This is a genomic window from Marinobacter koreensis, from assembly GCF_023156285.1.
GTDB lineage: Bacteria > Pseudomonadota > Gammaproteobacteria > Pseudomonadales > Oleiphilaceae > Marinobacter > Marinobacter koreensis.
Genome location: NZ_JAKZAJ010000004.1, coordinates 175,278 through 196,234 on the forward strand (window position 1 = coordinate 175,278; position 20,957 = coordinate 196,234).

Annotated in this window: 19 protein-coding genes; 11 read left to right on the forward strand and 8 right to left on the reverse strand. The window is 59.0% G+C overall.

Translation table 11 applies throughout. The features are described from left to right. Window positions 1-11: 11 nt before the first annotated feature. The 6 genes from MLD04_RS12105 to MLD04_RS12130 all read left to right on the forward strand — a co-directional run bounded on the left by MLD04_RS12105 (window position 12) and on the right by MLD04_RS12130 (window position 5,520). Window positions 12-1,019 carry a branched-chain amino acid ABC transporter permease gene (locus MLD04_RS12105; RefSeq protein WP_248158649.1) on the forward strand — a complete coding sequence of 336 codons (1,008 nt, stop codon included), beginning with the start codon at window positions 12-14 and terminating at the stop codon, window positions 1,017-1,019. Further along, on the forward strand, window positions 1,012-1,779 hold the full coding sequence (locus tag MLD04_RS12110; protein ID WP_008940320.1) for an ABC transporter ATP-binding protein: 768 nt from the start codon (window positions 1,012-1,014) through the stop codon (window positions 1,777-1,779). The genes MLD04_RS12105 and MLD04_RS12110 overlap by 8 nt, the downstream gene beginning before the upstream one ends. Further along, on the forward strand, window positions 1,766-2,473 hold the full coding sequence (locus MLD04_RS12115) for an ABC transporter ATP-binding protein (protein ID WP_248158651.1): 708 nt from the start codon (window positions 1,766-1,768) through the stop codon (window positions 2,471-2,473). Before MLD04_RS12110 ends, MLD04_RS12115 begins: the two co-directional genes overlap by 14 nt. A gap of 50 nt (window positions 2,474-2,523) precedes the next feature. Beyond that, window positions 2,524-3,672: an ABC transporter substrate-binding protein gene (locus MLD04_RS12120; protein WP_248158654.1), complete on the forward strand. Its 1,149-nt coding sequence runs from the start codon at window positions 2,524-2,526 to the stop codon at window positions 3,670-3,672. A gap of 95 nt (window positions 3,673-3,767) precedes the next feature. Further along, the gene (locus MLD04_RS12125) at window positions 3,768-4,550 is read left to right on the forward strand and encodes an SDR family NAD(P)-dependent oxidoreductase (protein WP_248158658.1); all 783 of its coding nucleotides are present in this window, start codon (window positions 3,768-3,770) and stop codon (window positions 4,548-4,550) included. A gap of 34 nt (window positions 4,551-4,584) precedes the next feature. Then, the gene (locus MLD04_RS12130) at window positions 4,585-5,520 is read left to right on the forward strand and encodes a ketopantoate reductase family protein (protein ID WP_248158667.1); all 936 of its coding nucleotides are present in this window, start codon (window positions 4,585-4,587) and stop codon (window positions 5,518-5,520) included. Window positions 5,521-5,539: 19 nt separating this feature from the next. Here the strand turns inward: MLD04_RS12130 and MLD04_RS12135 are convergent, their stop codons facing one another. The 6 genes from MLD04_RS12135 to MLD04_RS12160 form a co-directional block, all read right to left on the reverse strand. After that, entirely contained in the window at window positions 5,540-5,998 is a 459-nt protein-coding gene (locus MLD04_RS12135; protein ID WP_248158668.1) for a MaoC family dehydratase, read from the reverse strand. Window positions 5,999-6,023: 25 nt separating this feature from the next. Continuing rightward, window positions 6,024-6,782, reverse strand: coding sequence for a class II aldolase/adducin family protein (locus MLD04_RS12140; protein ID WP_008940326.1), 759 nt, complete (start codon window positions 6,780-6,782; stop codon window positions 6,024-6,026). A gap of 126 nt (window positions 6,783-6,908) precedes the next feature. Then, entirely contained in the window at window positions 6,909-8,051 is a 1,143-nt protein-coding gene (locus MLD04_RS12145) for an acyl-CoA dehydrogenase family protein (RefSeq protein ID WP_248158669.1), read from the reverse strand. A 10-nt stretch (window positions 8,052-8,061) separates the two neighbouring features. Next, complete coding sequence (locus MLD04_RS12150; RefSeq protein WP_248158671.1) at window positions 8,062-9,258, reverse strand: acyl-CoA dehydrogenase family protein; 1,197 nt, start codon at window positions 9,256-9,258, stop codon at window positions 8,062-8,064. Window positions 9,259-9,498: 240 nt separating this feature from the next. Further along, complete coding sequence (locus MLD04_RS12155; protein WP_248158674.1) at window positions 9,499-10,335, reverse strand: hypothetical protein; 837 nt, start codon at window positions 10,333-10,335, stop codon at window positions 9,499-9,501. A gap of 140 nt (window positions 10,336-10,475) precedes the next feature. Continuing rightward, complete coding sequence (locus tag MLD04_RS12160) at window positions 10,476-11,927, reverse strand: hypothetical protein (RefSeq protein ID WP_248158677.1); 1,452 nt, start codon at window positions 11,925-11,927, stop codon at window positions 10,476-10,478. A 431-nt stretch (window positions 11,928-12,358) separates the two neighbouring features. Here MLD04_RS12160 and MLD04_RS12165 point away from each other — a divergent pair, with 431 nt between their 5' ends. The 4 genes from MLD04_RS12165 (at window position 12,359) to oadA (ending at window position 16,695) form a co-directional block, all read left to right on the forward strand. Further along, window positions 12,359-12,685, forward strand: coding sequence for a hypothetical protein (locus MLD04_RS12165; RefSeq protein WP_248158679.1), 327 nt, complete (start codon window positions 12,359-12,361; stop codon window positions 12,683-12,685). A gap of 64 nt (window positions 12,686-12,749) precedes the next feature. After that, window positions 12,750-13,349, forward strand: a complete 600-nt coding sequence (locus tag MLD04_RS12170; RefSeq protein WP_008940332.1) for a CBS domain-containing protein — start codon at window positions 12,750-12,752, stop codon at window positions 13,347-13,349. A gap of 103 nt (window positions 13,350-13,452) precedes the next feature. Then, complete coding sequence (locus MLD04_RS12175; RefSeq protein WP_248158681.1) at window positions 13,453-14,874, forward strand: acetyl-CoA carboxylase biotin carboxylase subunit; 1,422 nt, start codon at window positions 13,453-13,455, stop codon at window positions 14,872-14,874. Between the two features lie 21 nt (window positions 14,875-14,895). Further along, window positions 14,896-16,695 carry a sodium-extruding oxaloacetate decarboxylase subunit alpha gene (gene oadA / locus MLD04_RS12180; protein ID WP_248158684.1) on the forward strand — a complete coding sequence of 600 codons (1,800 nt, stop codon included), beginning with the start codon at window positions 14,896-14,898 and terminating at the stop codon, window positions 16,693-16,695. 75 nt (window positions 16,696-16,770) lie between these two features. Here oadA and MLD04_RS12185 read toward each other — a convergent pair whose 3' ends face one another. Next, window positions 16,771-17,940, reverse strand: coding sequence for an acyl-CoA dehydrogenase (locus tag MLD04_RS12185; RefSeq protein WP_248158686.1), 1,170 nt, complete (start codon window positions 17,938-17,940; stop codon window positions 16,771-16,773). A gap of 17 nt (window positions 17,941-17,957) precedes the next feature. Further along, on the reverse strand, window positions 17,958-19,163 hold the full coding sequence (locus MLD04_RS12190; protein WP_248158688.1) for a 3-oxoadipyl-CoA thiolase: 1,206 nt from the start codon (window positions 19,161-19,163) through the stop codon (window positions 17,958-17,960). Between the two features lie 177 nt (window positions 19,164-19,340). Between MLD04_RS12190 and MLD04_RS12195 the strand changes: the two genes are divergently transcribed. After that, a complete protein-coding gene (locus MLD04_RS12195; RefSeq protein ID WP_248158691.1) occupies window positions 19,341-20,690 on the forward strand; it encodes a hypothetical protein in 1,350 nt (449 codons plus the stop codon). The last annotated feature ends 267 nt before the right edge of the window (window positions 20,691-20,957 follow it).

Genomic DNA, 20,957 nt, shown 5'->3' on the forward strand with positions numbered 1-20,957 from the left:
GAAGCTTTTTTATGAAGCCCGGCGCCAAGATGGCGCTGCTGGCCCTGGCCATCGTGTTTCCGGCCCTGGCCAGCAACGAGTACCAGGTGTACGTGATGGCGTCGGCCTTCGTCTGGGCGATTGCGGTGTATGGCCTTAACATCATCACCGGTTACTGCGGCCAGCTGAACCTGGCCCATGGCGGATTCTTTGCCATCGGTGCCTACACCCTGGGCCTGCTGACCTCGGATGCAGGCTGGAGCTTCTGGCCGGCGTTTGTCGCCGCGCTGCTGGTGACGGCAGTCCTTGGATTCCTGGTGGGCGTGGTGTCACTTCGTCTCAAAGAACACTACTTTGCCATTTTCACCCTGTGTGTCGGCTTCATCATTTATCTGTTGATGGACAAGTGGGAAGAGCTCACCCACGGACCGGTGGGTGTGCGGGACATCGCCGCACCCTATGGGTTCGGCGTGGTCGACTTCACCGAAACCACTCCCTTCTATTACCTGGTGCTGGCGTTCCTGGTGTTTTCCATCTGGTTCATGGGGCGTCTGTCCCGCTCCCTGCTGGGGCGCACCTTCATCGCTATCCGCAATGGTGATGAGCTGGCCCAGTCGCTCGGGATCAACCTGATGCGCAACAAGGTACTGGCATTCGTGCTGTCTACCACCTACGCCGGTCTGGCCGGTGCCCTCTACGCGGGTATGGTTCGGTTCATCGGGCCGGAAGAGGCCAACATCATTCATACGTTCGACATGATCACCTACCTGCTGGTAGGTGGCATCGGCACCCTGACCGGGCCGCTGCTGGGCACCATCAGTATTGTCTGGATTACCCAGTCCCTGCAGTTCCTTGAAGAGTACCGGATGATCCTGTTCGGCCCACTGCTGGTGGTCCTGGTTATCTTCTTCCCGCGGGGCATTACCGGCCAGTTCCTGACCTGGATGCACCACAAGGCCCAGACCCTGTCACCGGCCAAAAAGGAAAAAGCGAGCAAGGTCCAGACCGCCACTTCCGGGGAGGTGAAGAACAATGCTTAAAGTGGAACACCTGACCAAGATGTTTGGCGGCCTGGCGGCGGTCAACGATGTTTCCGTCGATTTCGAGGCGGGCAAGATCAACGCCATTATCGGCCCCAACGGGGCAGGCAAGAGTACGTTTTTCAACCTGATCTCCGGCCTGCACCAGCCCACATCCGGACGCATCCTGCTGGATGGGACGGATGTCACCAATATGCCGTCGGACAAGGTCGCTCGACTGGGCGTTGGCCGCACTTTCCAGACCACTAACCTGTTTGAACAGGCCTCGGTGCTGGACAACCTGATCGTCGGGCACCGTCTGCGCACCAAATCCGGCCTCTGGGACGTGCTGATCAACAGCAAGCGCCTGCAGCGTGAAGAAAAGGCGGCACGGGACAAGGCGATGGAAGCGCTGGATTTCGTGGGTCTGACTCATGTCGCGGGGCAGTTCATTGCCGACATTACCCAGGAAGAGCGCAAGCGGGTGGCCTTTGCACTGGCACTGGCGACCGATCCGAAAATCGTTCTGCTGGATGAACCGGCGGCGGGCGTGAACCCGGAGGAAACCCAGGGATTTGCCGAACTCATGCGCAAGATGGTCGACAACGGCCTGACGGTCTGTCTGATCGAGCACAAGATGGACATGATCATGAGCCTGGCGGACAAAATCATGGTGCTGGATCACGGCGAGAAAATCGCCGAGGGCACCCCGGAAGAGGTCCGCAATAACCCGGTTGTGATCGAAGCCTATCTGGGAGGTGATGAAGATGCTGCAGCTTGAGAATCTCGATGTCTGCTACGGCAGCTTCAAGGCCCTTTCTGACATCAGCATGACCGTCGACACCGGCGAACTGGTGGTTCTGCTTGGCGCCAACGGTGCCGGCAAGTCCACCCTGTTCAACGCCATCAGCGGGCTGATCAAACCGGCCGCCGGCGACATCCGTTTCGAAGACAAACACCTGAACGGCATGAAGCCGAATGCGGTGGTCTCTTCGGGTGTGGTGCAGTGTGCCGAGGGCCGCAAGCTGTTTCCCCAGATGAGCGTCCACCAGAACCTGATGATGGGCGCGTATGTCCATCGTCGGGATCGGGATGGCAACAAGAAACGCCTGAACGAGGTGCTGGAGTTGTTTCCGATTCTGGAGGACAAGGCGGGTCAGCCGGCGGGATCGCTGTCCGGCGGCCAGCAGCAGATGGTCGCGATCGGACGGGCGATGATGAGCCGCCCGCGTCTGCTGATGCTGGACGAGCCCTCCCTGGGCCTAGCGCCGCTGGTGGTCAAGCAGATGTTCGAAACCATTCAACAGATTAACAGCCTGGGCACCACCGTGCTGCTGGCTGAACAGAATGCCTTTGCGGCCCTGAAGATCGCTCACCGGGCCTACGTCATGGAGAACGGGCGCCTGTTGATGGAAGGTGATCGGGAAGCCATGCTGGGCAATGAAGAGGTACGCAAAGCATACATCGGGGCCTGACGAGTCCCGGACACTGAGCAATGACGAGCGCAATAAACCAGGAGAAAACAATGAAAATAGTAAAAAAACTGGGTCAGGCAGTCGCGACGGCAACTCTGGGCATGACCATTGCCACCGGAGCCCTTGCGGGTGAAGTCACCATCGGTTTCACCGGTCCGCTGAGTGGCGGCGCCGCCCTGTACGGGGAAAATACCCTGTCCGGCCTGCGTATGGCCGCAGATGAGATCAACGCCGCCGGCGGATTCGATCTCAATGGCGAGAAGACCACCATCAACGTGGTTGCCCTCGACGACCGTTACTCCCCTGCGCAGGCGGCCACCAACGCCAAGCGTCTGAAACAGGAAAACAACGCGCCGGTTATCTTTGTGCCGCATTCCGGCGGCGTGTTTGCGCTGCAGGAATTCAACGTGAAAGACGATTTCCTGGTCATGGCCTACACCAGCGTGCCCACCGTCACCAAGAAGGGTAATCCGCTGACGGTCCGGATTCCGCCAACGTTCGACAGCTACATGGACCCGTTCACCAGCTATGCGCTGGAGCACGAAGGCAAGAAACTGGGCATGGCCGGTGCCACCCACGAATACGCCAAGATCTGGGCGTCCATGATCAAGAAAGAGTGGCTGGCCAAAGGGGGTGAAGTCGTCTCCGAGAACCCGATGGACTACAACAAGTCTGCGGATTTCTTCACCGGCGTCAGCCGCGTACTGGCTGAAAAGCCGGACGTGATGTTCGTGGGCGGTGCTTCCGAGCCGACCGGTCTGGTGGTTCAGCAGGCGCGCCAGATGGGCTTCGAGGGCGGCTTTATCATCATGGACCAGGCCAAGATTGACGAAGTGTCCAAGGTTGCCGGCGGTCTGGATATGCTGAATGGCGCCGTGGGCGTGGTTCCGCTGAGCGCTTTCCAGGATGAGGCGGCGCAGAGCTTCATCAAGCGTTACCAGGAGAAATTTGACCGTACCCCGGGTTCCGAGGCTGCGTACAACTACCTGGCCCTGAACGCCATTGTGACCGCGATGGACGAAACTGAGTCCACCGATCCGAAGACCATCCGTGCCGCTCTGGGCGATGCGCTCAAGAGCATGCCGGCGATGAAGCGCCCGTATGACGTCACTGACGTGACCGAGGACGGCGGGTTTGTCTCCACGCCGGACATGGCCGTGGTCGAAGACGGCAAGATCAAGATGGTACCGATGCAGTAAACCGGCCATCTGACCATGGGGGCAGGCCAGCGATGGCTTGCCCCTTTTTGTTGGTATCGACGAGAGTGAGTGCAGGGCCGAGCAGAGGAGGCACCATGAAGCTGAAAGATTCAGTCGCGGTCATTACCGGTTCCTCGTCTGGAATTGGTGCCGCGATAGCAACGTTATTCGCCCAGTACGGCTGCCACGTGGTGATCACCTACAGCCGCAACGAAGAAGGCGCGCGTTCGGTTGCCGAAACCTGTGAGCGAGAGGGCGTCAGGACACTCGTCTGTCAGGCCGACGTGTCCATTGATGATGACTGCCGACGATTGGTTGACCAGACCATGGCGGCCTTTGGCCGGATTGATATCCTGATCAATAATGCGGGTACCACAAAGTTCTGTCCGCACGGGGATCTGGAGGGCCTGGACCAACAGGATTTTCTCGACCTCTATGCCGTGAACACCGTGGGGCCGTTTCAGATGACCCGGGCCGCCGAGAAAGCCTTGCGCACCAATGGCTCCGGTCACATCATTAACATGGCATCGGTTGCAGGCCTCGCCGGCGTCGGCAGTTCGATCGCCTATGCCGCCTCCAAGGGTGCGTTGATCACCATGACGCGCTCGCTGGCACGGGTCCTTGGCCCGGAGGTCCGGGTCAATGCCGTTTGTCCCGGGTTTGTCCAGGGTGAGTGGTTGAAACAGGGGTTGGGCGAGACCCGGTACCAGACCATGCTGGAAAAATACGAGGCGGCCGCTCCGCTGAAAAAGACCGCGTCGCCGGAAACCGTAGCGGATGTGTGCCTTGGCTTGATCATCGGTGGCGATCTTACCACCGGCGAAACGGTATTGATTGATGGCGGCGCCCATCTCGGATCGGCGCCGGTGCGCCGATGATCCATCGCTATCCCTGAAGAGGAATTCCCGGAACATGAGTGACAAACCAAGCATTCTGATTGTTGGCGCCGGTGCCATTGGCAGCTTTTACGGAGCCATTCTGAAAAAGGCCGGCTGTTCGGTGAGCACGGTGCTGCGCTCCGAATACGATGTGGTGAAAGAACAGGGTATCCGTATCAGCAGCCCCCTTGGCGACCTGTCGTACCGTCCGGATCATGTCTACCGGGATGGTGAAACGCCCGAAGACTATCCGGACTATCTGATCCTGTGCGTGAAGGTGCTCCCCGGTGTGGATCGTGTTGCCCTGGTCAAACCCTGGATGGGACCATCCACCCGGCTGGTACTGATCGAGAACGGCCTGGATATCGAGCGGGAGCTGGCGGACGCCTACCCGGACCATCCGCTGATCAGCTGCCTCGCCTTTATTGCAGCCAGTCGTACCGAACCGGGGGTGGTGGAGCACAAGGCCTACGGCAAACTGGTCATGGGGCGTTATCCAGAAGGCATTGACGACAACTGTCGGGAACTGTCGGCCCTGTTCCAGGCGGGCGGCATCGGGATTGACCTGACCGAGCAGGTGGTTGGCGAACGCTGGCGCAAATGCCTGTGGAATACGCCGTTCAATCCGCTCTCGGTTATTGCTAACGGCGCCGATACCCGAACCATTCTGGACACCGAAGGCGGTGAGGCCCTGATCCGCGCCATGATCCGGGAGGTGATGGCGGTTGCCGAGGCCGAAGGCTATCCGATGGATGAGAAGCTGATTGATCTGAACATCGAGGGCACGCGGAAAATGCCGCCGTACAAGAACAGCATGGCACTGGACTATCTCAACGGGCGAGCGATCGAGCGGGATGCCGTACTGGGTAATGTGGTGACGATTGCCGAGCGCCACGGCATCCCGGTGCCCCACCTCAACACCGTTCTGGTGACACTCCGTATGAGGGCAAAACTGGCCGGCGAGGACTAGCTCCCACCGGCCGGAAGGCTCAGCCGGTTACGTACATGGCCAGGTTTTCGGCCACGCAGGCCGGCTTGTCCTCACCCCGTATCTCGATGGTGGTCTGGTAGGTCGCCAGGGTGCGGTTCGCGTCCACCCGTTGCAGATCCACCAGTTTGATCCGGCTCCGGATTTCCGCCCCGACCTTCACGGCGGCGGGAAACCGGAGCTTGTTCAGCCCGTAGTTGATGGTGGCTGACAGGCCCGTGACTTCCAGCACCTGCTTGTTCAGCATGGGAAGCAGGGATGCGGTGAGAAAGCCATGGGCCACCGGACTTTTCCAGGGGGATTCCCGGCGCGCCCGCTCCACGTCCACGTGAATCCACTGGTGATCGCCGGTGGCGTCGGCGAACGCGTTTACCCGTTCCTGACTGATCTCGGTCCAGGGGCTTTCACCGATGACCTGCCCCACGTGGCTCTCAAGCTCCGTGATCGGAATACTGACCATATTGCTCTCCTGTATGCAGCGGCCGTCAAACGCCGTAGCCGGGGTTTTTGCTGTCCAGCAGGCGAACCAGCGCCGGCCAGGTCAGTGCCGAAGCCATACCGAGTTGCTGGGACTGCTCGGCGGTGGTGGCAATCGCCTGTTCGGAAGGCAGGTAGGTGGGGCCGCAGGCCAGCGCGCGAACCTGGATCTCGCAGGCCTTCATCAGGAAATAGAGGTACGTGAAGGTTTCCGGTACGTCCTTGCCGGCGGTCAGAACGCCATGGTTGCGCAGCAGCATCATGGATTTGTCACCCAGGTCCCGGATCAGCCGCTCGCGTTCATCCAGGTTCAGGGCGACGCCCTCGTAATCGTGGTAGCTCAGATGGTCCAGGCACAGCATGGCGGTCTGGCTCAGGGGTAACAGGCCATCCCGGTGGGCGGACACGGCGACACCGTCGGGCGCATGCAGGTGCATGACCGCACCGGCGTCTTCCCGGCCCATATGCACCGCGCTGTGAATGGTGAAACCCGCCGGATTAACGCGGCTGACACTGCCCGACTCGACCACCTCTCCATTCTTGTCCACCTTGACCAGGGACGAGGCCGTGATTTCGTGGAACAGCAGGCCGTAGGGGTTGATCAGGAAATGATGGTCCGGACCGGGTACCCGGGCGGACAGATGGGTAAAGACCAGATCATCCCAGCCAAACAGGGCGACCAGGCGATAAGCCGCGGCCAGTTCGGTGCGAACTTTCCATTCGGCCTTTCGCAGGTCCTGAAGGTCTTCGTTGGTGTTTGTTGTCATGATTATCACCTCTTGTATTAGGGCGATGGCCCTGTGCCTACCATAAAAAAGGGGGTGGCCACTGGCCACCCCCAAAAAGGCCTCTGACTGGTTGAGGGAGGCCTCAGGCTCACTGATGAAGGGGATTTAGCTGGCCTGTAACAGTGCGGCGTAACGTTCCAGATGGAAATCGTCATCGCCGAGTTGATGGTTGATCATCACCAGCCGCTTGGCGTAGTGGGCAAAGTTGTATTCCCAGGTCATGCCAATGCCGCCGTGGGACTGGATGCCCTTCTCGGAAATGAACTGGCCGGCACGTCCGATGACGTTTTTGGCAGCCGCCAGGATCCGGCGACGCTCATCGCTCTGGGGTTCGTCGGCGACGCTGGCGGCGAGAATGGCCATGGACCGGGCCTGTTCCAGCTCTGACATCATGTCCACCATGCGGTGCTGCAGAACCTGGAACTTCCCGATGGGAACGCCGAACTGCTTGCGCTGCTTCAGGTAATCCAGGGTCAGGTCGCAGGCCACTTCCATGGCGCCGACGGCTTCGCCGCACAAGCCGGAAATGGCACGGCCGGTCTGGTATTCAATAATGTCGGCGGCCTTGCCTTCTTCACCGAGCAGGGCATCGGTGCCGACCTTGACGTTGTTCAGCACCAGGTCGCAGCCCTTGGCGCCGTCGATGGTCGGATAGGTGCGTCGTTCAACACCATCGGCATCCGGGCTCACCAGGAACAGGCTGATGCCGCCGGCCTCGCGGGTGTCACCACTGGTACGGGCGGATACCACCAGGACGTCGGCACAGTGCCCGCCGATCACAACCGCCTTGCGACCGTTCAGCACGTAGCCGTCACCACTGTTTTCGGCGCGGGTTTCCACGTTGTTCAAGTCGTAGAAGCTCTGCGGCTCCTGAAGACCCACGGCAGCGCGGACCTCGCCGGACGCGATGCCACCGAGCCACTGCTCCTTCTGTGCATCGTTACCGGCCTGGCTGATCAGGCCGCCGCCGAGGACGACGGACTGCAGGTAGGGTTCGATGCACAGGCCGCGGCCGAGCTCGGTCATCACGCTCTGTACTTCGACACCACCGCCGCCAAAGCCTCCGAGCTCCTCGGGGAAGGGAACGGCGGTCAGGCCCAGTTCACCCAGTTGTTTCCAGAAATCCTCGCTGAAGCCCAGCTCGGATTCGCTGAATTCCAGGCGCTTTTCAAAGCTGTATTCACCGCGCACCAGGCGGGCCACGGTGTCCTGCAGCATCTGCTGCTCTTCGTTCAATCGGAAATCCATGGTCGCCTCCTTAGAGCCCGAGAATCATTTTCGACACGATGTTCTTCTGGATCTCGTTGGATCCGCCGAAAATCGAGAGCTTGCGGTTGTTGAAGTACTGGGCGGCCAGCGGTGCGGCGTTCTCATCGGAGAGGAACTCGCCGTCGTAGTCCAGATCCAGTTCTTCTTCCACGAACGGAATGGCGTAGGGGCCAATGGCCCGGCGTGCCAGATCGTTGATCGTCTGGCGGATTTCGGTGCCACGGACCTTCAACATGGAGCTCTCGGCACCCGGTACACCACCGCCTTCGACGGATGCAATGATCCGAAGGTTACTGATGGCGGCAGCGGTAAGATCGATTTCGACCTGGGCGATGCGCTGACTGAAGGACGGATCCTCGATCAGTGGGCGACCGTTCTTGAGACGACGGCCGGCCAGCTCTTTCAGATGCGACAGCGCCGCCTTGGAAATGCCAATGCCGGCAAGGCCGGTGCGCTCGTAGGTCAGTAGGTACTTGGCGTAGGTCCAGCCCTTGTCTTCCTCGCCTACGAGGTTTTCGACGGGAACCTTCACGTCTTCGAAGAACACTTCGTTGACTTCGTGCTCACCGTCCAGAGTGATGATCGGGCGTACGGTAATGCCCGGGGTGTTCATGTCGATCAGCAGGAAGGAAATACCCTCCTGGGCCTTCACTTCGGTATTGGTGCGCACCAGACAGAAAATCATGTTGGCGTGCTGGCCAAGCGTGGTCCAGGTTTTCTGGCCGTTGACGATGTAATGATCGCCCTCGCGCACCGCGCGGGTTTTCAGGGAGGCAAGGTCGGAACCGGCACCCGGCTCGGAATAGCCCTGACACCACCAGTCTTCGCCGCTCAGGATACGCGGCAGGTATTTCTGCTTCTGCTCTTCGGTACCGAACTTGATGATGACCGGCGCCACCATGTTCACCCCGAACGGAATGGAGCGGGGGACACCGTAGCGGCAGGATTCGTCGTCCCAGATGTGCTTCTGGACCGGTGTCCACTTGACGCCGCCGTACTCTTCCGGCCAATGGGTCGCGTACCAGCCTTTTTCAGACAGGATTTTCTGCCAACGCTGATGGTCTTCCTTCGACAGGCGACGGAACCCTTTCACCTTGGCAGCGATGTCTTCCGGAAGCTTCTCGTCAAGGAACGCCCGTACCTCATCACGGAAGGCAAGTTCCTCAGCCGTGTAGTTCATGTTCATCGGATAGCCTCTTTGTGAGTAAAAGCGAAAATCTATACCGCATAGCAGAATTGCTTAATCATGGAACATCATAACCGCTGTGTCAATCGCCCATTAATGAAGAGCGTAGTCGCAAATATTGGTTGGGAAGTGACGAACTTGCGAACGAATCTGCGGACTGGCCCCGTGGCCGCCGGAATCGGGATGGAGCGGGTGTTGAAAGCCCGGGAACCAGAGGGGTGGTTCCCGGGAGAGGGGCGTTCAGCGAGCGATCAGCAGGTCCATGTCCGGTGTCAGTGAAGCCCCGCTTTCGCTGACGACGACGGCCAGGTTGGGACCAACCAGATCAACGACGCGGGCTTTGCCGATGGTTTTTCCGGGGCGCCAGGCAACCGGTTGTCCGCTGGACGCCCGGACCAGGCTGCCCGGTTCGTGCACCGTGAGTTCCGTTCCCCGGGTTACGCCGTTGCTGGTCCCCGCGCTGATATATAGCTGGCCGTCGTCGCCGGGAAACGCCCGGAGCACCCACGGACTCAGGGTCGAACGCTCGGCCGCCAGTTTCAGGGCCGCGTCAGCAGGATTGTCCGAAGGCAGGTCGGTGGGCGGATAGGTGACCCCGGCGCTGGGGTCAATCAGGGTAAGTTCCCGGTTTTTCACCACCATCATCAGGCGAACGCCGGGGTAGACCGCCAATGCCCGGGCGCAGGCCAGTGAGCTCAGGTCGCTGCATTCAGGAAGTCGTGCGGCCGCATCCCGCAGTGCCGATGTCGGAACGGGTATGAAGCCATAGCCGGTCGCTTTGTTGCGCAGGGCCGTTTCCAACGCGGGAGTGACGTCGTCGCCGATAACAATCCCGATGTTGGCCCTGAGGGTACCGTCAGTTGGCGGGGTTGCCTGGGGCGCTGGTGCGGCCTCACTGGCTTCCGGTGTCCGGTTGCGTTCCCAGAACGGGGTTTGCCAGTCGGGCTTTTCATAACCCAGTGCTTCGCTGGAATCCGCCACTGAGATCTGCTCATCCGGCGGGGCGGTTGTGCAGCCAGTCAGTAGAAAGCCGGCAAGGCTGGTTGCGATCATCAGTTTTCGGGCCATGACCGTCATCGTGGAATCCTGTTTGTGGGTGAGTCGTAAGCGTATGGCATGGCTTTCACACGTGCCACCGGAACCCCCATAAAAAAGGACGAACCGGTGCGGGAACCGATTCGCCCAAGGGTGCAGCATGTGTGGTTCGTTTCCGGTACTTAGAACTTCACGGAGAGGTTCAGGCTGCCGGAGGAAACGCTGTTGTTACCAAAGCTGGCGCCATTGATAGGCGTTGGTACAGCCGTTTTGATAGTACCCAGAGGGGTGGAAACAGGAACGGCCTGTTGGCCACTGTCAACGAGAGGGTTGCCAGTCAATTTTCCTACATCGTTACTTGCAATCATGCCGGCAGTGGCCCAGACGCGAACAGCTTTGTTGACTTGGTAGCTGGCTTGGAGATCAAACACCATGGAGTTGTCACTATTGGTGCCATTGTCGACGTTCAGACTGCCCGCCGCTCCGGTGACCTTGAACTTGGGTGTAAAGTTATAGCCTACTTTGCCAATAAAAAGGCTTTCATTGTAATCTTTCAGGCCTTTAGCGTTACCCATTCGGTAGAGGCTTGTCGGATTAGCAGTGGATTCAGGGTTGTTGTTGATCATACTGGACCATGTGTCAAAGCCTGGAGAGACAAGTCCGCCGTCCTGTGAACCTACAAACTGAATTCCAAGATCGAGGTTCCCGATCGCTTTTTCGATACGAAGATATTCAGAGAAAGATGAATCACTGTAAACCAGTCCGTCCTTTCCGAGATCTGAATATGAAATAGTCGAATTGTACTGATCAATTTGGTTGTTCCCTATCCAGTTAAAGCCTGTAGTCAAGGAGAACATGTCGGCCACGGAGCCGGTGATATAAGGAGAGATAATGTCGGCGCCCTGAACTGAGTAACCCTGGCTTGCACCGCTGTTATTGTTAAACCAATGAACATATAGAAGGCCGGTCTTGAATTCCGAAAGTTTAGTGACAAACCCGAGACCTACCTGATCGCCGTTATCGTTGGAAAAAAAGCCCTGTTGATCACCCCGACGATCATAAAATGCTAGGACAGTGCCGAGGGTTGTCGGTACGATGCCGAGGATTCGGTCCCGGCGATCATCAGAAACGAGGAAGCCGTTATTCCAGTTGGATTCTTGGCGACCGATACGGAGAATCGCCTTGCCGGGTAGAGGCACTTGGGCATAGCCGAGGTCCAAGCTCACGAGTGGGCCACGGTTGTCCGTGTTGAAAGCTTCGTCTGCGCCAGTATTGTAGTTTAAATCATCGCCTTGCCAACGATCTCCAGTCAGCTCCAAGCGGGTATGTACCGAGACGCCCGTTTCTTCATCTTTGAAGTTGGCCGTCACGCGAAGCAGTTGGGCCAAGCCGTTATCGCGGGCGTCGGCAAAGTGACAGTCTGCTGGTGCGGTGATATCGGGGCAATCGCTCGTGTAATTGCCCGTCCAGGCACCAGAACGAATCGAGTACGCCTTGGCCTCGTAGTCCACACCCAGATCGGTCTGAAGCGCCTGAGCCGACGAAGCGCCCATCACGGCAAACGCCAGCAGGGAAACAGAACCCAGGGCTTTGGTTTTGTTGTGCTTTCGAGTGTTACTGCGTTGTTGTGTCATGCTTGTAAACCCTTGTTGTTGTGGTTTGGTGGTACGACTCTTTCTTATTGGATGCGTGTTTTTACTCGGGATTTTTGGAACCCGTGGGCGCCAAAACAGGGCAATCCGCACCTTGGCTGGAGCGGATCAAAAATGGGGTTGTCTGTGACAGATCGGCCAATCATTGTTGTTTTCTTGTTCCGAAAAATGTCTTTTGAATCTACATAATTTCGCAAAGCGAAACCATATACCACGTAAAGTTAGCAGATGAAAAAATAGCTGTCATCCCGTTAAGGTGAAAAAATATGCAAGTCCAAACGGAGAACCCGGGCGTGGAGGGCAATTCCTAACAAATTGCAATTGAGGATTATCAAGAATTTGCTTTGGGTCAAAAAGCGCATGTGATAGAAATGGAGTAGGAAATATTCGAAAACATCAGCGCAGACCTGTGTATGCGAAGACGTTTGTATAGCAATCCGGCCATCCGCATCAGCGTATTCTCCACGCTGATTGTGGCCCTGCTTTTTCTTTTTTCCGCAACGTCCGCCCAGCCTGCACTGGAACTCAAGTTTGATGGGCCCGCGTCCATCAAGATTGTATCGGTGGATGGGTCCGGGGATTCGCCGTCCTCCGAACCCCCGGTTCTCGCCGACCTGTCGCCGATCCTCTCCCTCCCGGAAGCTGATGCGTCCTTCTGCGTCAGTCTGGAGTTTATTCAGCCGCCTGAGCGGCTCCTGAGTTATCCGGCCTTGCCGCAGGGTCCGCCCGCCCTCGCATAGTAATTGTCGACTGACCTGGCGGTTCCGACCGCCCAACCAGATTGCAACTATGTGAGGATTCCCTATGAACAGTTTATTCAGTGCGTTACCGGTGCAGGATCTGACCCGCACCAGTGCCATCTCAACGGCAAAGCCGCTGGCCCATATCGGCCCTGACGACGCTGCCGTGCATCTTCTGACCGATTTTGCCGAGCAGAAACCCTCATCGCTGAGTTCCGGCATGCCGGTGACCGAAGCCCGGCTGTGGATGCGGCTTGCAGACACGCCGATCAAGCTGGTTGAAAACCAGGCCGGCGATTGTATTGGTATACTGACGATTCAGGATGTGAACGGTAAAAAGCCCATGATGGTGGCCAACCGTCAGGGCGCGGCCCTCCGGGACATTCATGTGCGTGATATCATGCGCCCACTGAGTGAAATTCCGGCGATCCATTACCGTGATCTGCGAGCCGCGACGGTTGGCGATCTTGTGAGTACCTTTCAGGAAGTCCACGAGGAATATCTGATGGTGCTTGATGACGACCGCCAGCATCCTGGCCAGACCTATCTGCGCGGCCTGCTCGTCGCGCGGGAACTGGCCAGCCGGCTTGAGCTGACGATCGATCTTGAACACCGTGCCACCAAGTTCTACGAGATCGTGAACGTGGTACAGGGAGGGTTCTAGGTCGATGGAGGCCCGATAGCCCTTGTGGTATCGGGCCAAACCCGGAACACTGGCCAGGATGCTGGTGTTCCAAAATCCATCCCAAGACCGAGAGGTAACATTCATGGCCATCAGGAAGCTGCTGATCGCGAACAGAGGCGAGATCGCGGTCAGAATTGCCCGGGCCTGCAGTGAACTGGGTGTACGCTCAGTGGCGATCTATTCGGAAGCCGATGAGTATTCGTTGCACGTCAAGAAAGCGGATGAATCCTACCAGATCAGCAAGGATCCCCTGTCGGGATACCTGAATCCGCATCACATTGTGAACATGGCGGTGGAAACCGGCTGCGATGCCCTGCATCCGGGGTACGGGTTCCTGTCCGAGAACGCGGAACTGGCCGCGATCTGCAAGGAGCGGGGAATTACCTTCGTGGGGCCGTCTTCCGAAGCGATTGCTTCCATGGGCGACAAGACCCAGGCACGACAAACCGCCCTGGCCGCTGGCGTTCCGGTAACACCCGGCTCGGAAGGAAATCTGGAGGATGTTGAGGACGCCGTGGCGCAGGCCGCTGACATCGGTTATCCGGTGATGCTCAAGGCCACGTCCGGTGGCGGTGGCCGGGGTATCCGGCGCTGCGATAACGAAAAAGAGCTACGCCAGAATTACGAGCGCGTGATTTCCGAAGCCACCAAGGCCTTCGGCAGCGCCGAGGTGTTTCTGGAAAAGTGCATCATTGAACCGCGCCACATCGAGGTCCAGATCCTGGCGGACAGTCACGGCAATGTGGTTCATCTGTATGAGCGTGACTGCTCCATTCAGCGGCGCAACCAGAAGCTGATCGAACTGGCACCATCCCCGCAGCTTGAAGAAAGCCAGCGCGAATACATTGGCGACCTGGCCAAGCGGGTGGCAAAACAGTGTGGCTACGTGAATGCCGGCACCGTGGAATTCCTGCTGGACCACGACGGCAGCTTCTATTTCATGGAAATGAACACCCGGGTGCAGGTGGAGCACACCATCACCGAGGAAATTACCGGGGTGGATATCATCAAGGCCCAGATCCGCATTGCCGCCGGCGAACCGCTGGGCCTCAAGCAGGAAGACATAAGCTATCGTGGCTTCGCTGCCCAGTTCCGCATCAACGCGGAAGACCCCAAGAATGGTTTCCTGCCAAGCTTTGGCCGGATCAGCCGCTACTATTCAGCCGGTGGCCCGGGCGTCCGGACCGACGCCAACATGTACACCGGTTATGAAATTCCGCCCTATTACGATTCCATGTGTGCCAAGCTGATTGTCTGGGCCATGGACTGGCCGGAGCTGATTGCACGCTCCCGCCGGGCACTGGGCGACATGGGTATTTACGGTGTCCAGACCACCATTCCTTATTATAAGCAGATCCTGGAACACCCCGATTTCCAGGGCGCTGATTTCAATACCGGTTTTGTCGAGCGCAATCCGCAGTTGTTGGAATACAGCAGCAAGACCCGCCCCGAATCCATTGCCACAGCCATTGCTGCCGCCATCGCAGCCCAGGCGGGCCTGTAAAAGAATATTGGAGAGATCCTGATGACTAAGCGCAAGATTCATATTACCGACGTTATCCTGAGGGACGCGCACCAGTCCCTGATCGCAACCCGATTGCGGACCGAAGACATGCTGCCGGCTTGCGAATGGCTGGATCAGGCCGGTTACTGGTCGCTGGAATGCTGGGGCGGCGCCACCTTTGATGCCTGCGTCCGCTTCCTGAAAGAAGATCCGTGGGAGCGCCTGCGGACCCTGCGTGAAGCCCTGCCCAACACCCGACTGCAGATGCTGTTGCGGGGCCAGAACCTGCTGGGGTATCGCCACTACGGTGACGACGTTGTCGGGGCCTTCGTGGCCAAGGCTGCCGAAAACGGCATGGATGTTTTCCGTATTTTTGACGCGTTGAACGACGTCCGTAACCTGGAAACCAGCATCAAGGCGGTCAAGAAAGCCGGCAAGCATGCCCAGGGTACGATCTGCTATACCGTCAGTCCGGTTCACAACACCGATGCCTATCTGGAACAGGCCAAAGCCATGGCGGATATGGGCGCCGACAGTATTGCCATCAAGGACATGGCCGGTCTGCTGACGCCGGGCGTTACTGCGGAACTGGTGGGCAAGCTCAAGGACACTCTGGACCTGCCGGTATTCCTGCACTCCCATGCCACCTCGGGCATGGCGCCGATGTGCCAGTGGGCGGCAATGGAAGCCGGCGTCGACCACATCGATACCGCGCTGTCGGCCTTCGCCGGCGGTACCAGCCACCCGCCCACCGAGTCGCTGGTGGCGGCCCTGCACGATGCCGGATTCGACACCGGTCTGAACCTGGAATTGCTGGACAAGGCGACCCGTTATTTCCGCGAAGTCCGCAAGAAGTACCATCAGTTCGAAAGCGAATACAACGGCGTGGACACGTCTGTGCTGCTGTCCCAGGTACCGGGCGGCATGATGTCCAACCTGGCGAACCAGCTCAAGGAGCAGGGCGCCCTGGATCGCATCCAGAACGTTTTTGAAGAAATTCCCCGGGTCCGGAAAGACCTTGGCTATCCTCCGCTGGTGACGCCGACGTCCCAGATCGTGGGCACCCAGGCGGTGATCAACGTACTCGCCGGCAAGCGTTACGAATCCATCACCAACGAGGTCAAGAAATACCTGCAGGGCTGGTACGGCAAGGCACCGGCGGCCGTCGACCAGGAGTTGCAGCGTCGCGCTGTCGGTAAAGAGGACCTGATCGAGGAGCGCCCGGCCAACCTGATTCCCCACGAGCTGGATGAGCTGCGCAAGCAGGTCGGCGATCTGGCCACCGCCGAAGAGGACGTACTGACCTACGCGATGTTCCCGGATCAGGCCCGCGCTTACCTCGAGCAGCGTCGCGACGGTACCCTGGAGCCCGAGCCGCTCGAGCCGATCCCTGCCAAAGGCACTGGCGGACCCGTGGATACCAAGTTCAAGATCACCGTGCACGGTGAGAGCTACGACATTCACGTTACCGGTGCCAACCCGGTCAGCGACGGTGAGCGTCGGTTCTACATGACTGTGGACGGCGTGCCGGAAGAGATTCACCTGGCGTCGCTGAGTGACGGCAACGAGGGCGGTGGCAAGAGCGGCGGCCGCGCCAGTGCCACCAAAGAGGGGCACGTCACCACCAGCATGCCGGGCAACATCGTGGACGTGCTGGTCAAGGAGGGCGATCAGGTCGAAGCCGGGGATCCGGTGCTGATCATCGAAGCCATGAAGATGGAAACCGAGGTGAAAGCCACCATCAGCGGCTCCGTCAAAGGCGTGTTCATCGCCAAGGGCGACCGCGTGGTGCCCGGCGAGGTTCTGGTGGACATCGAATAACGGTCCCGCCGGACAAAAAAAGCCCCTCGACTCGAGGGGCTTTTTCGTTTTGGGGTCAACCCGCTGTCAGGCGACTCAGCTGAACGCCTGGATCCCGGTCTGGCCACGTCCGAGGATCAGCGCGTGGACATCGTGGGTACCCTCGTAGGTGTTCACGGCTTCCAGGTTCATCACATGGCGGATGACGTGGTATTCATCGGCAATGCCGTTACCGCCGTGCATGTCACGGGCAGCCCGGGCGATATCCAGGGCCTTGCCGCAGTTGTTGCGCTTGAGCAGCGATACCGAATCCGGTGTGGCGATGCCCGCATCCATCATCCGGCCCAGTTGCAGGACGGACTGCAGACCAATGGTGATTTCCGTCTGCATATCCACCAGCTTCTTCTGGATCAGCTGGTTGGCGGCCAGCGGCTTGCCGAACTGTTTGCGTTCCAGTGTGTAGTTGCGGGCCGCGTGCCAGCAGAATTCGGCGGCGCCCAGAGCGCCCCAGCTGATGCCGAAGCGGGCCTTGTTCAGGCAGCTCAGCGGGCCCTTCAGCCCCTCTACCTGAAGCTTGTTTTCCTCGGGAACAAAGACCTCGTCCATGAAGATGGAGCCGGTGTCGGAGGCGCGCAGGGAGAACTTGCCCTGGATCTTCGGGGTATCGAGCCCTTTGGCGCCTTCCCGCTCAATGACAAAGCCGGTCACGGTGCCGTCGAGCTTGGCCCAGACCACGCAGACGTCGGCGATCGGTGAGTTGGTGATCCAGGTCTTGGAGCCGCTCAGCAGGTAGCCGCCGTCCACCTTTTTGGCTCGGGTTTCCATACCGCCGGGATCCGATCCGTGGTTAGGTTCGGTCAGGCCGAAGCAACCCACCATCTCGCCAGATGCCAGCTTTGGCAGGATGCGCTTTTTCAGTGCTTCCTGGCCATAGGAGAAAATCGGATACATGACCAGCGAAGACTGGACACTCAGCGCCGAACGATAGGCGGAATCCACCCGCTCGACTTCCCGGGCAATCAGGCCGTAGCAGACGTGGTTGAGACCCGGACCGCCGTATTCCTCCGGCAGGGTCGCGCCGAGCATGCCCAGCTCGCCCATTTCGTTGAAGATGGTGCGGTCGAACTTCTCGTGGCGGTTGGCCTCGATGATGCCGGGCATCAGTCGCTGGTCACAGAAGCTGCGAATGCTGTCCCGTACCTGGCGTTCGGTTTCGTCGAGTTGTTGGTCAAAGTTGAGCAGGTCGTCCCAAGGTGCGGAAGCCATACATGTTCTCCTGAAAATTAGTTGGAAACTCGTTCGATAACGGCGGCAATGCCCTGACCGACGCCAATGCACATGCTGACCAGGGCGTAGCGGCCGCCGCTGCGTTCCAGTTGGCGAATGGCGGTCAGGGCGATGCGGGCGCCGGAAGCGCCCAGCGGATGGCCAACGGCGATAGCGCCGCCGTTGGGGTTGAGTCGGCTGTCGGTCGGATCAATGCCTAGTTTCGTGGCACAACCGAGTACTTGTGCGGCAAACGCCTCGTTGATTTCAATAACGTCCATGTCGGCCAGCGTCAGGCCGGCCCGGGCAAGGGCTTTCTCGCTTGCGGGAACCGGGCCATACCCCATCACCCGGGGTGGAACGCCGGCGATGGCCGCAGACACGATGCGGGCGCGGGGGGCAATGCCTGCCTTTTCCCCCGCTTCCCTTGAACCAACCAGGAGGGCTGCTGCGCCATCGTTGATGCCGGAGGCATTACCGGCGGTAACAACGCCGTCTTCGAACAGGGGGCGCAGGCCGGACAGGGCCTCCAGGGTGGATTGCGGGCGCGGGTGCTCGTCATGTTCAACGCTCAACGGGGGCTTTTTGCGACCCTGCGGCACGTCGATGGGGAGGATTTCGCCTTCAAAGAAGCCCGTCCGCCGGGCCGCCTCGTAACGGGCCTGACTCTGGGCGGCAAAGCGATCGACCAGATCCCGGCTGAGATTCAGTTCCCGGGCAATGTTGTCGGCGGTTTCCGGCATGGTGTCGGCCCCGAACTCACGTTCGATCTGTGGGTTTGGGAAACGGGCACCAATGGTGCTGTCGAAGGCACGGAAATCGCGGCTGAATGGCGTTTCGCCCTTGGCCATGACAAACGGGGCGCGGCTCATGCTCTCCGCACCGCCGGCGACGAACAGTTCGCCTTCCTGGCACCGTACCGCGCGGGCTGCGTCGATAATGGCTGCCAGGCCGGAGCCACAGAGGCGATTGACCGTCAGTCCGCCGGTTTCAACCGGAAGTCCGGCCAGCAGGCCTGCGTGCCGGGCCAGGTTGCGGGCGTCTTCGCCGGCCTGGTTGGTGCAGCCGGCAATGACATCTTCATAGGCATCCGGTGCAAAGTCGTTCCGTTCCACCAAAGCCTTGATGACGTGACCGAGAAGGTCATCCGGACGAACCCTGGCAAGGGCGCCGGCGTGACGACCGAACGGGGTTCTCAGGCCATCATAGATGTACGCGCTCATAGGGAATCCCTCATGCAATTCATGGGCAGGCGAGAACGGGAGGGTCGGTGTTGCACTGCCACTTGTGCTAATATAATTTCGACAAGCGAAATCAAGTTTTGTAAAACGGTTGGAAAAGACTAATCTGCACGTATGGGAAATGCAAGCAGTGTTAAACGGTGAGCCGGAGCCCGCCTTATGAGCATGGCGTTACAATGGGTGCTGACCCTGGCCGTCCTTCTGGAGCTGTTGGCAATCGGCTCCGGGGTTCGCACGGTCAGCGAGATCGCCGGCGTTCTTGTGGTGCTGGCATTCCTGGCAGCACTTCCCCGTCTCAATGGCTATGCCCGTTTTCTGTTTCTGCTGTCCCTGGCGGCACTGATGCTGGCTGGAAGCGGCGGATACCTGGCTCCGGAACAATGGTTCAAGGCCTCATCGGACGCCGCATTCTATGCCGCATTTCTAGGCAGTCTCGGCATGATGCAGTGCCTGGTCCGACGGTTTGAAGTCCTGCGCCGTATTCACGATGTTCTGTTAGGTGGCCGGGCCTTATGGCTGTATCCCAAATACGCTCTGGTCAGTTGTGGTGTGGCGTCCGTGCTGAGTTTCGGCATGATGAGCGTCCTCTGCGGCACGCTGTCGGAGACACTGAGGGAGCGGGGAATTGAGGGCGGGTCCCGGTTAATCTGGCTCCGGAGTGTTCTGATCAGTGCCTTGCGGGGGTTTGCTCTGGTTCCCCTGGTGGCGCCGACCAGCGTCGCTGTGGCGATCCTTACTCGGGAATTGCCACAACTGAGCTGGTCACAGCTCTTGCCTTATGGCGCGGTGTCCGCCTTGTTGCTGGTGCTGATTGGCTGGTTTCTGGAGCATCGTCGTTTTCGGCAGATCAGTGGTGAACGAATGGCACTTGATGCCTGGCCGACAGGCACTACAAAGCTGCTCCTTCTGCTGATCATCGTTTTCACGCTGATGGCCTTGCTGGTTCTGCTGACCGGATTCAAGGTTTCCGTGGCCGCCATGTTTGCGGTTCCGGCAGTCACCCTTCTTTATATGACGATTGAGAGCGGAACACTGTCGGTGCTCGATGAAGCCGTCGGGCAAGTGGCTGGCATGGCCAATGAAATGGCGATTTTTGCCGCATCGGCCATTCTCGGGGTGGCTCTTTCGGCGGTCATTCCGGCGGACGCCCTGCATGGCGTTGTCGACTCCGGACAAGGCATGTTCCTGCTGGCGGTCATCGGGTTGTTGATGCTGCCACTCTTCTCCATGCTCGGCGTGATTCCGATCACCGTGCTCAGTGTTCAGGCAGGTCTGTTGCCCACACTGGTGGCGGATGGGCTGGATCCGCTGGTGATAGCCGTAGCGCTGGTGATCGGATTTTCACTGGCCATGATGCTGTCGCCATTTGGTCCATCAGTCATGCTGTTATCCCGGTTTGGACAAGTGTCCCGCTGGATTGTGGCGTTCCGGTGGAACGGTGTGTTTGTGCTGATCGCATTGCCGGCCCTGGCTGTCTGGACGGCCCTGGTGCTTGTCTGGTTATCCTGACGACAGGTTGCAGAGAAGGGGGTTGGCTTCAAAAAATTCCGACTAGCAAAATGAAATATCGAAAAAACCGACGAAAGCTGTATGTGTGTACCGCTAAGCGACTCTGATTTTGAAACATAACGCCAGAGTGTTTCACATTTGGCACGACTTTTGAAAAGAGTTGCTGGCACTTGAGTTGTTCAATGATTAAAATAACGCATCTTTGGTTATTCATAATACTAATATCCCGGTCAGCGGATCAGGCTAAGCTGTTGGAGGCGCCCGAAT

Bases quoted from the DNA above. Each gene is read 5' to 3' on its own strand.
- MLD04_RS12105 (WP_248158649.1), top strand. From the start codon at position 12: ATGAAGCCCGGCGCCAAGATGGCGCTGCTGGCCCTGGCCATCGTGTTT.
- MLD04_RS12155 (WP_248158674.1), bottom strand. From the start codon at position 10,335: ATGACGGTCATGGCCCGAAAACTGATGATCGCAACCAGCCTTGCCGGC.
- MLD04_RS12175 (WP_248158681.1), top strand. From the start codon at position 13,453: ATGGCCATCAGGAAGCTGCTGATCGCGAACAGAGGCGAGATCGCGGTC.
- MLD04_RS12115 (WP_248158651.1), top strand. From the start codon at position 1,766: ATGCTGCAGCTTGAGAATCTCGATGTCTGCTACGGCAGCTTCAAGGCC.
- MLD04_RS12170 (WP_008940332.1), top strand. From the start codon at position 12,750: ATGAACAGTTTATTCAGTGCGTTACCGGTGCAGGATCTGACCCGCACC.
- MLD04_RS12160 (WP_248158677.1), bottom strand. From the start codon at position 11,927: ATGACACAACAACGCAGTAACACTCGAAAGCACAACAAAACCAAAGCC.
- MLD04_RS12140 (WP_008940326.1), bottom strand. From the start codon at position 6,782: ATGACAACAAACACCAACGAAGACCTTCAGGACCTGCGAAAGGCCGAA.
- MLD04_RS12110 (WP_008940320.1), top strand. From the start codon at position 1,012: ATGCTTAAAGTGGAACACCTGACCAAGATGTTTGGCGGCCTGGCGGCG.
- MLD04_RS12195 (WP_248158691.1), top strand. From the start codon at position 19,341: ATGAGCATGGCGTTACAATGGGTGCTGACCCTGGCCGTCCTTCTGGAG.
- MLD04_RS12145 (WP_248158669.1), bottom strand. From the start codon at position 8,051: ATGGATTTCCGATTGAACGAAGAGCAGCAGATGCTGCAGGACACCGTG.
- MLD04_RS12130 (WP_248158667.1), top strand. From the start codon at position 4,585: ATGAGTGACAAACCAAGCATTCTGATTGTTGGCGCCGGTGCCATTGGC.
- MLD04_RS12120 (WP_248158654.1), top strand. From the start codon at position 2,524: ATGAAAATAGTAAAAAAACTGGGTCAGGCAGTCGCGACGGCAACTCTG.
- MLD04_RS12165 (WP_248158679.1), top strand. From the start codon at position 12,359: ATGCGAAGACGTTTGTATAGCAATCCGGCCATCCGCATCAGCGTATTC.
- MLD04_RS12190 (WP_248158688.1), bottom strand. From the start codon at position 19,163: ATGAGCGCGTACATCTATGATGGCCTGAGAACCCCGTTCGGTCGTCAC.
- MLD04_RS12185 (WP_248158686.1), bottom strand. From the start codon at position 17,940: ATGGCTTCCGCACCTTGGGACGACCTGCTCAACTTTGACCAACAACTC.
- oadA (WP_248158684.1), top strand. From the start codon at position 14,896: ATGACTAAGCGCAAGATTCATATTACCGACGTTATCCTGAGGGACGCG.
- MLD04_RS12150 (WP_248158671.1), bottom strand. From the start codon at position 9,258: ATGAACATGAACTACACGGCTGAGGAACTTGCCTTCCGTGATGAGGTA.
- MLD04_RS12135 (WP_248158668.1), bottom strand. From the start codon at position 5,998: ATGGTCAGTATTCCGATCACGGAGCTTGAGAGCCACGTGGGGCAGGTC.
- MLD04_RS12125 (WP_248158658.1), top strand. From the start codon at position 3,768: ATGAAGCTGAAAGATTCAGTCGCGGTCATTACCGGTTCCTCGTCTGGA.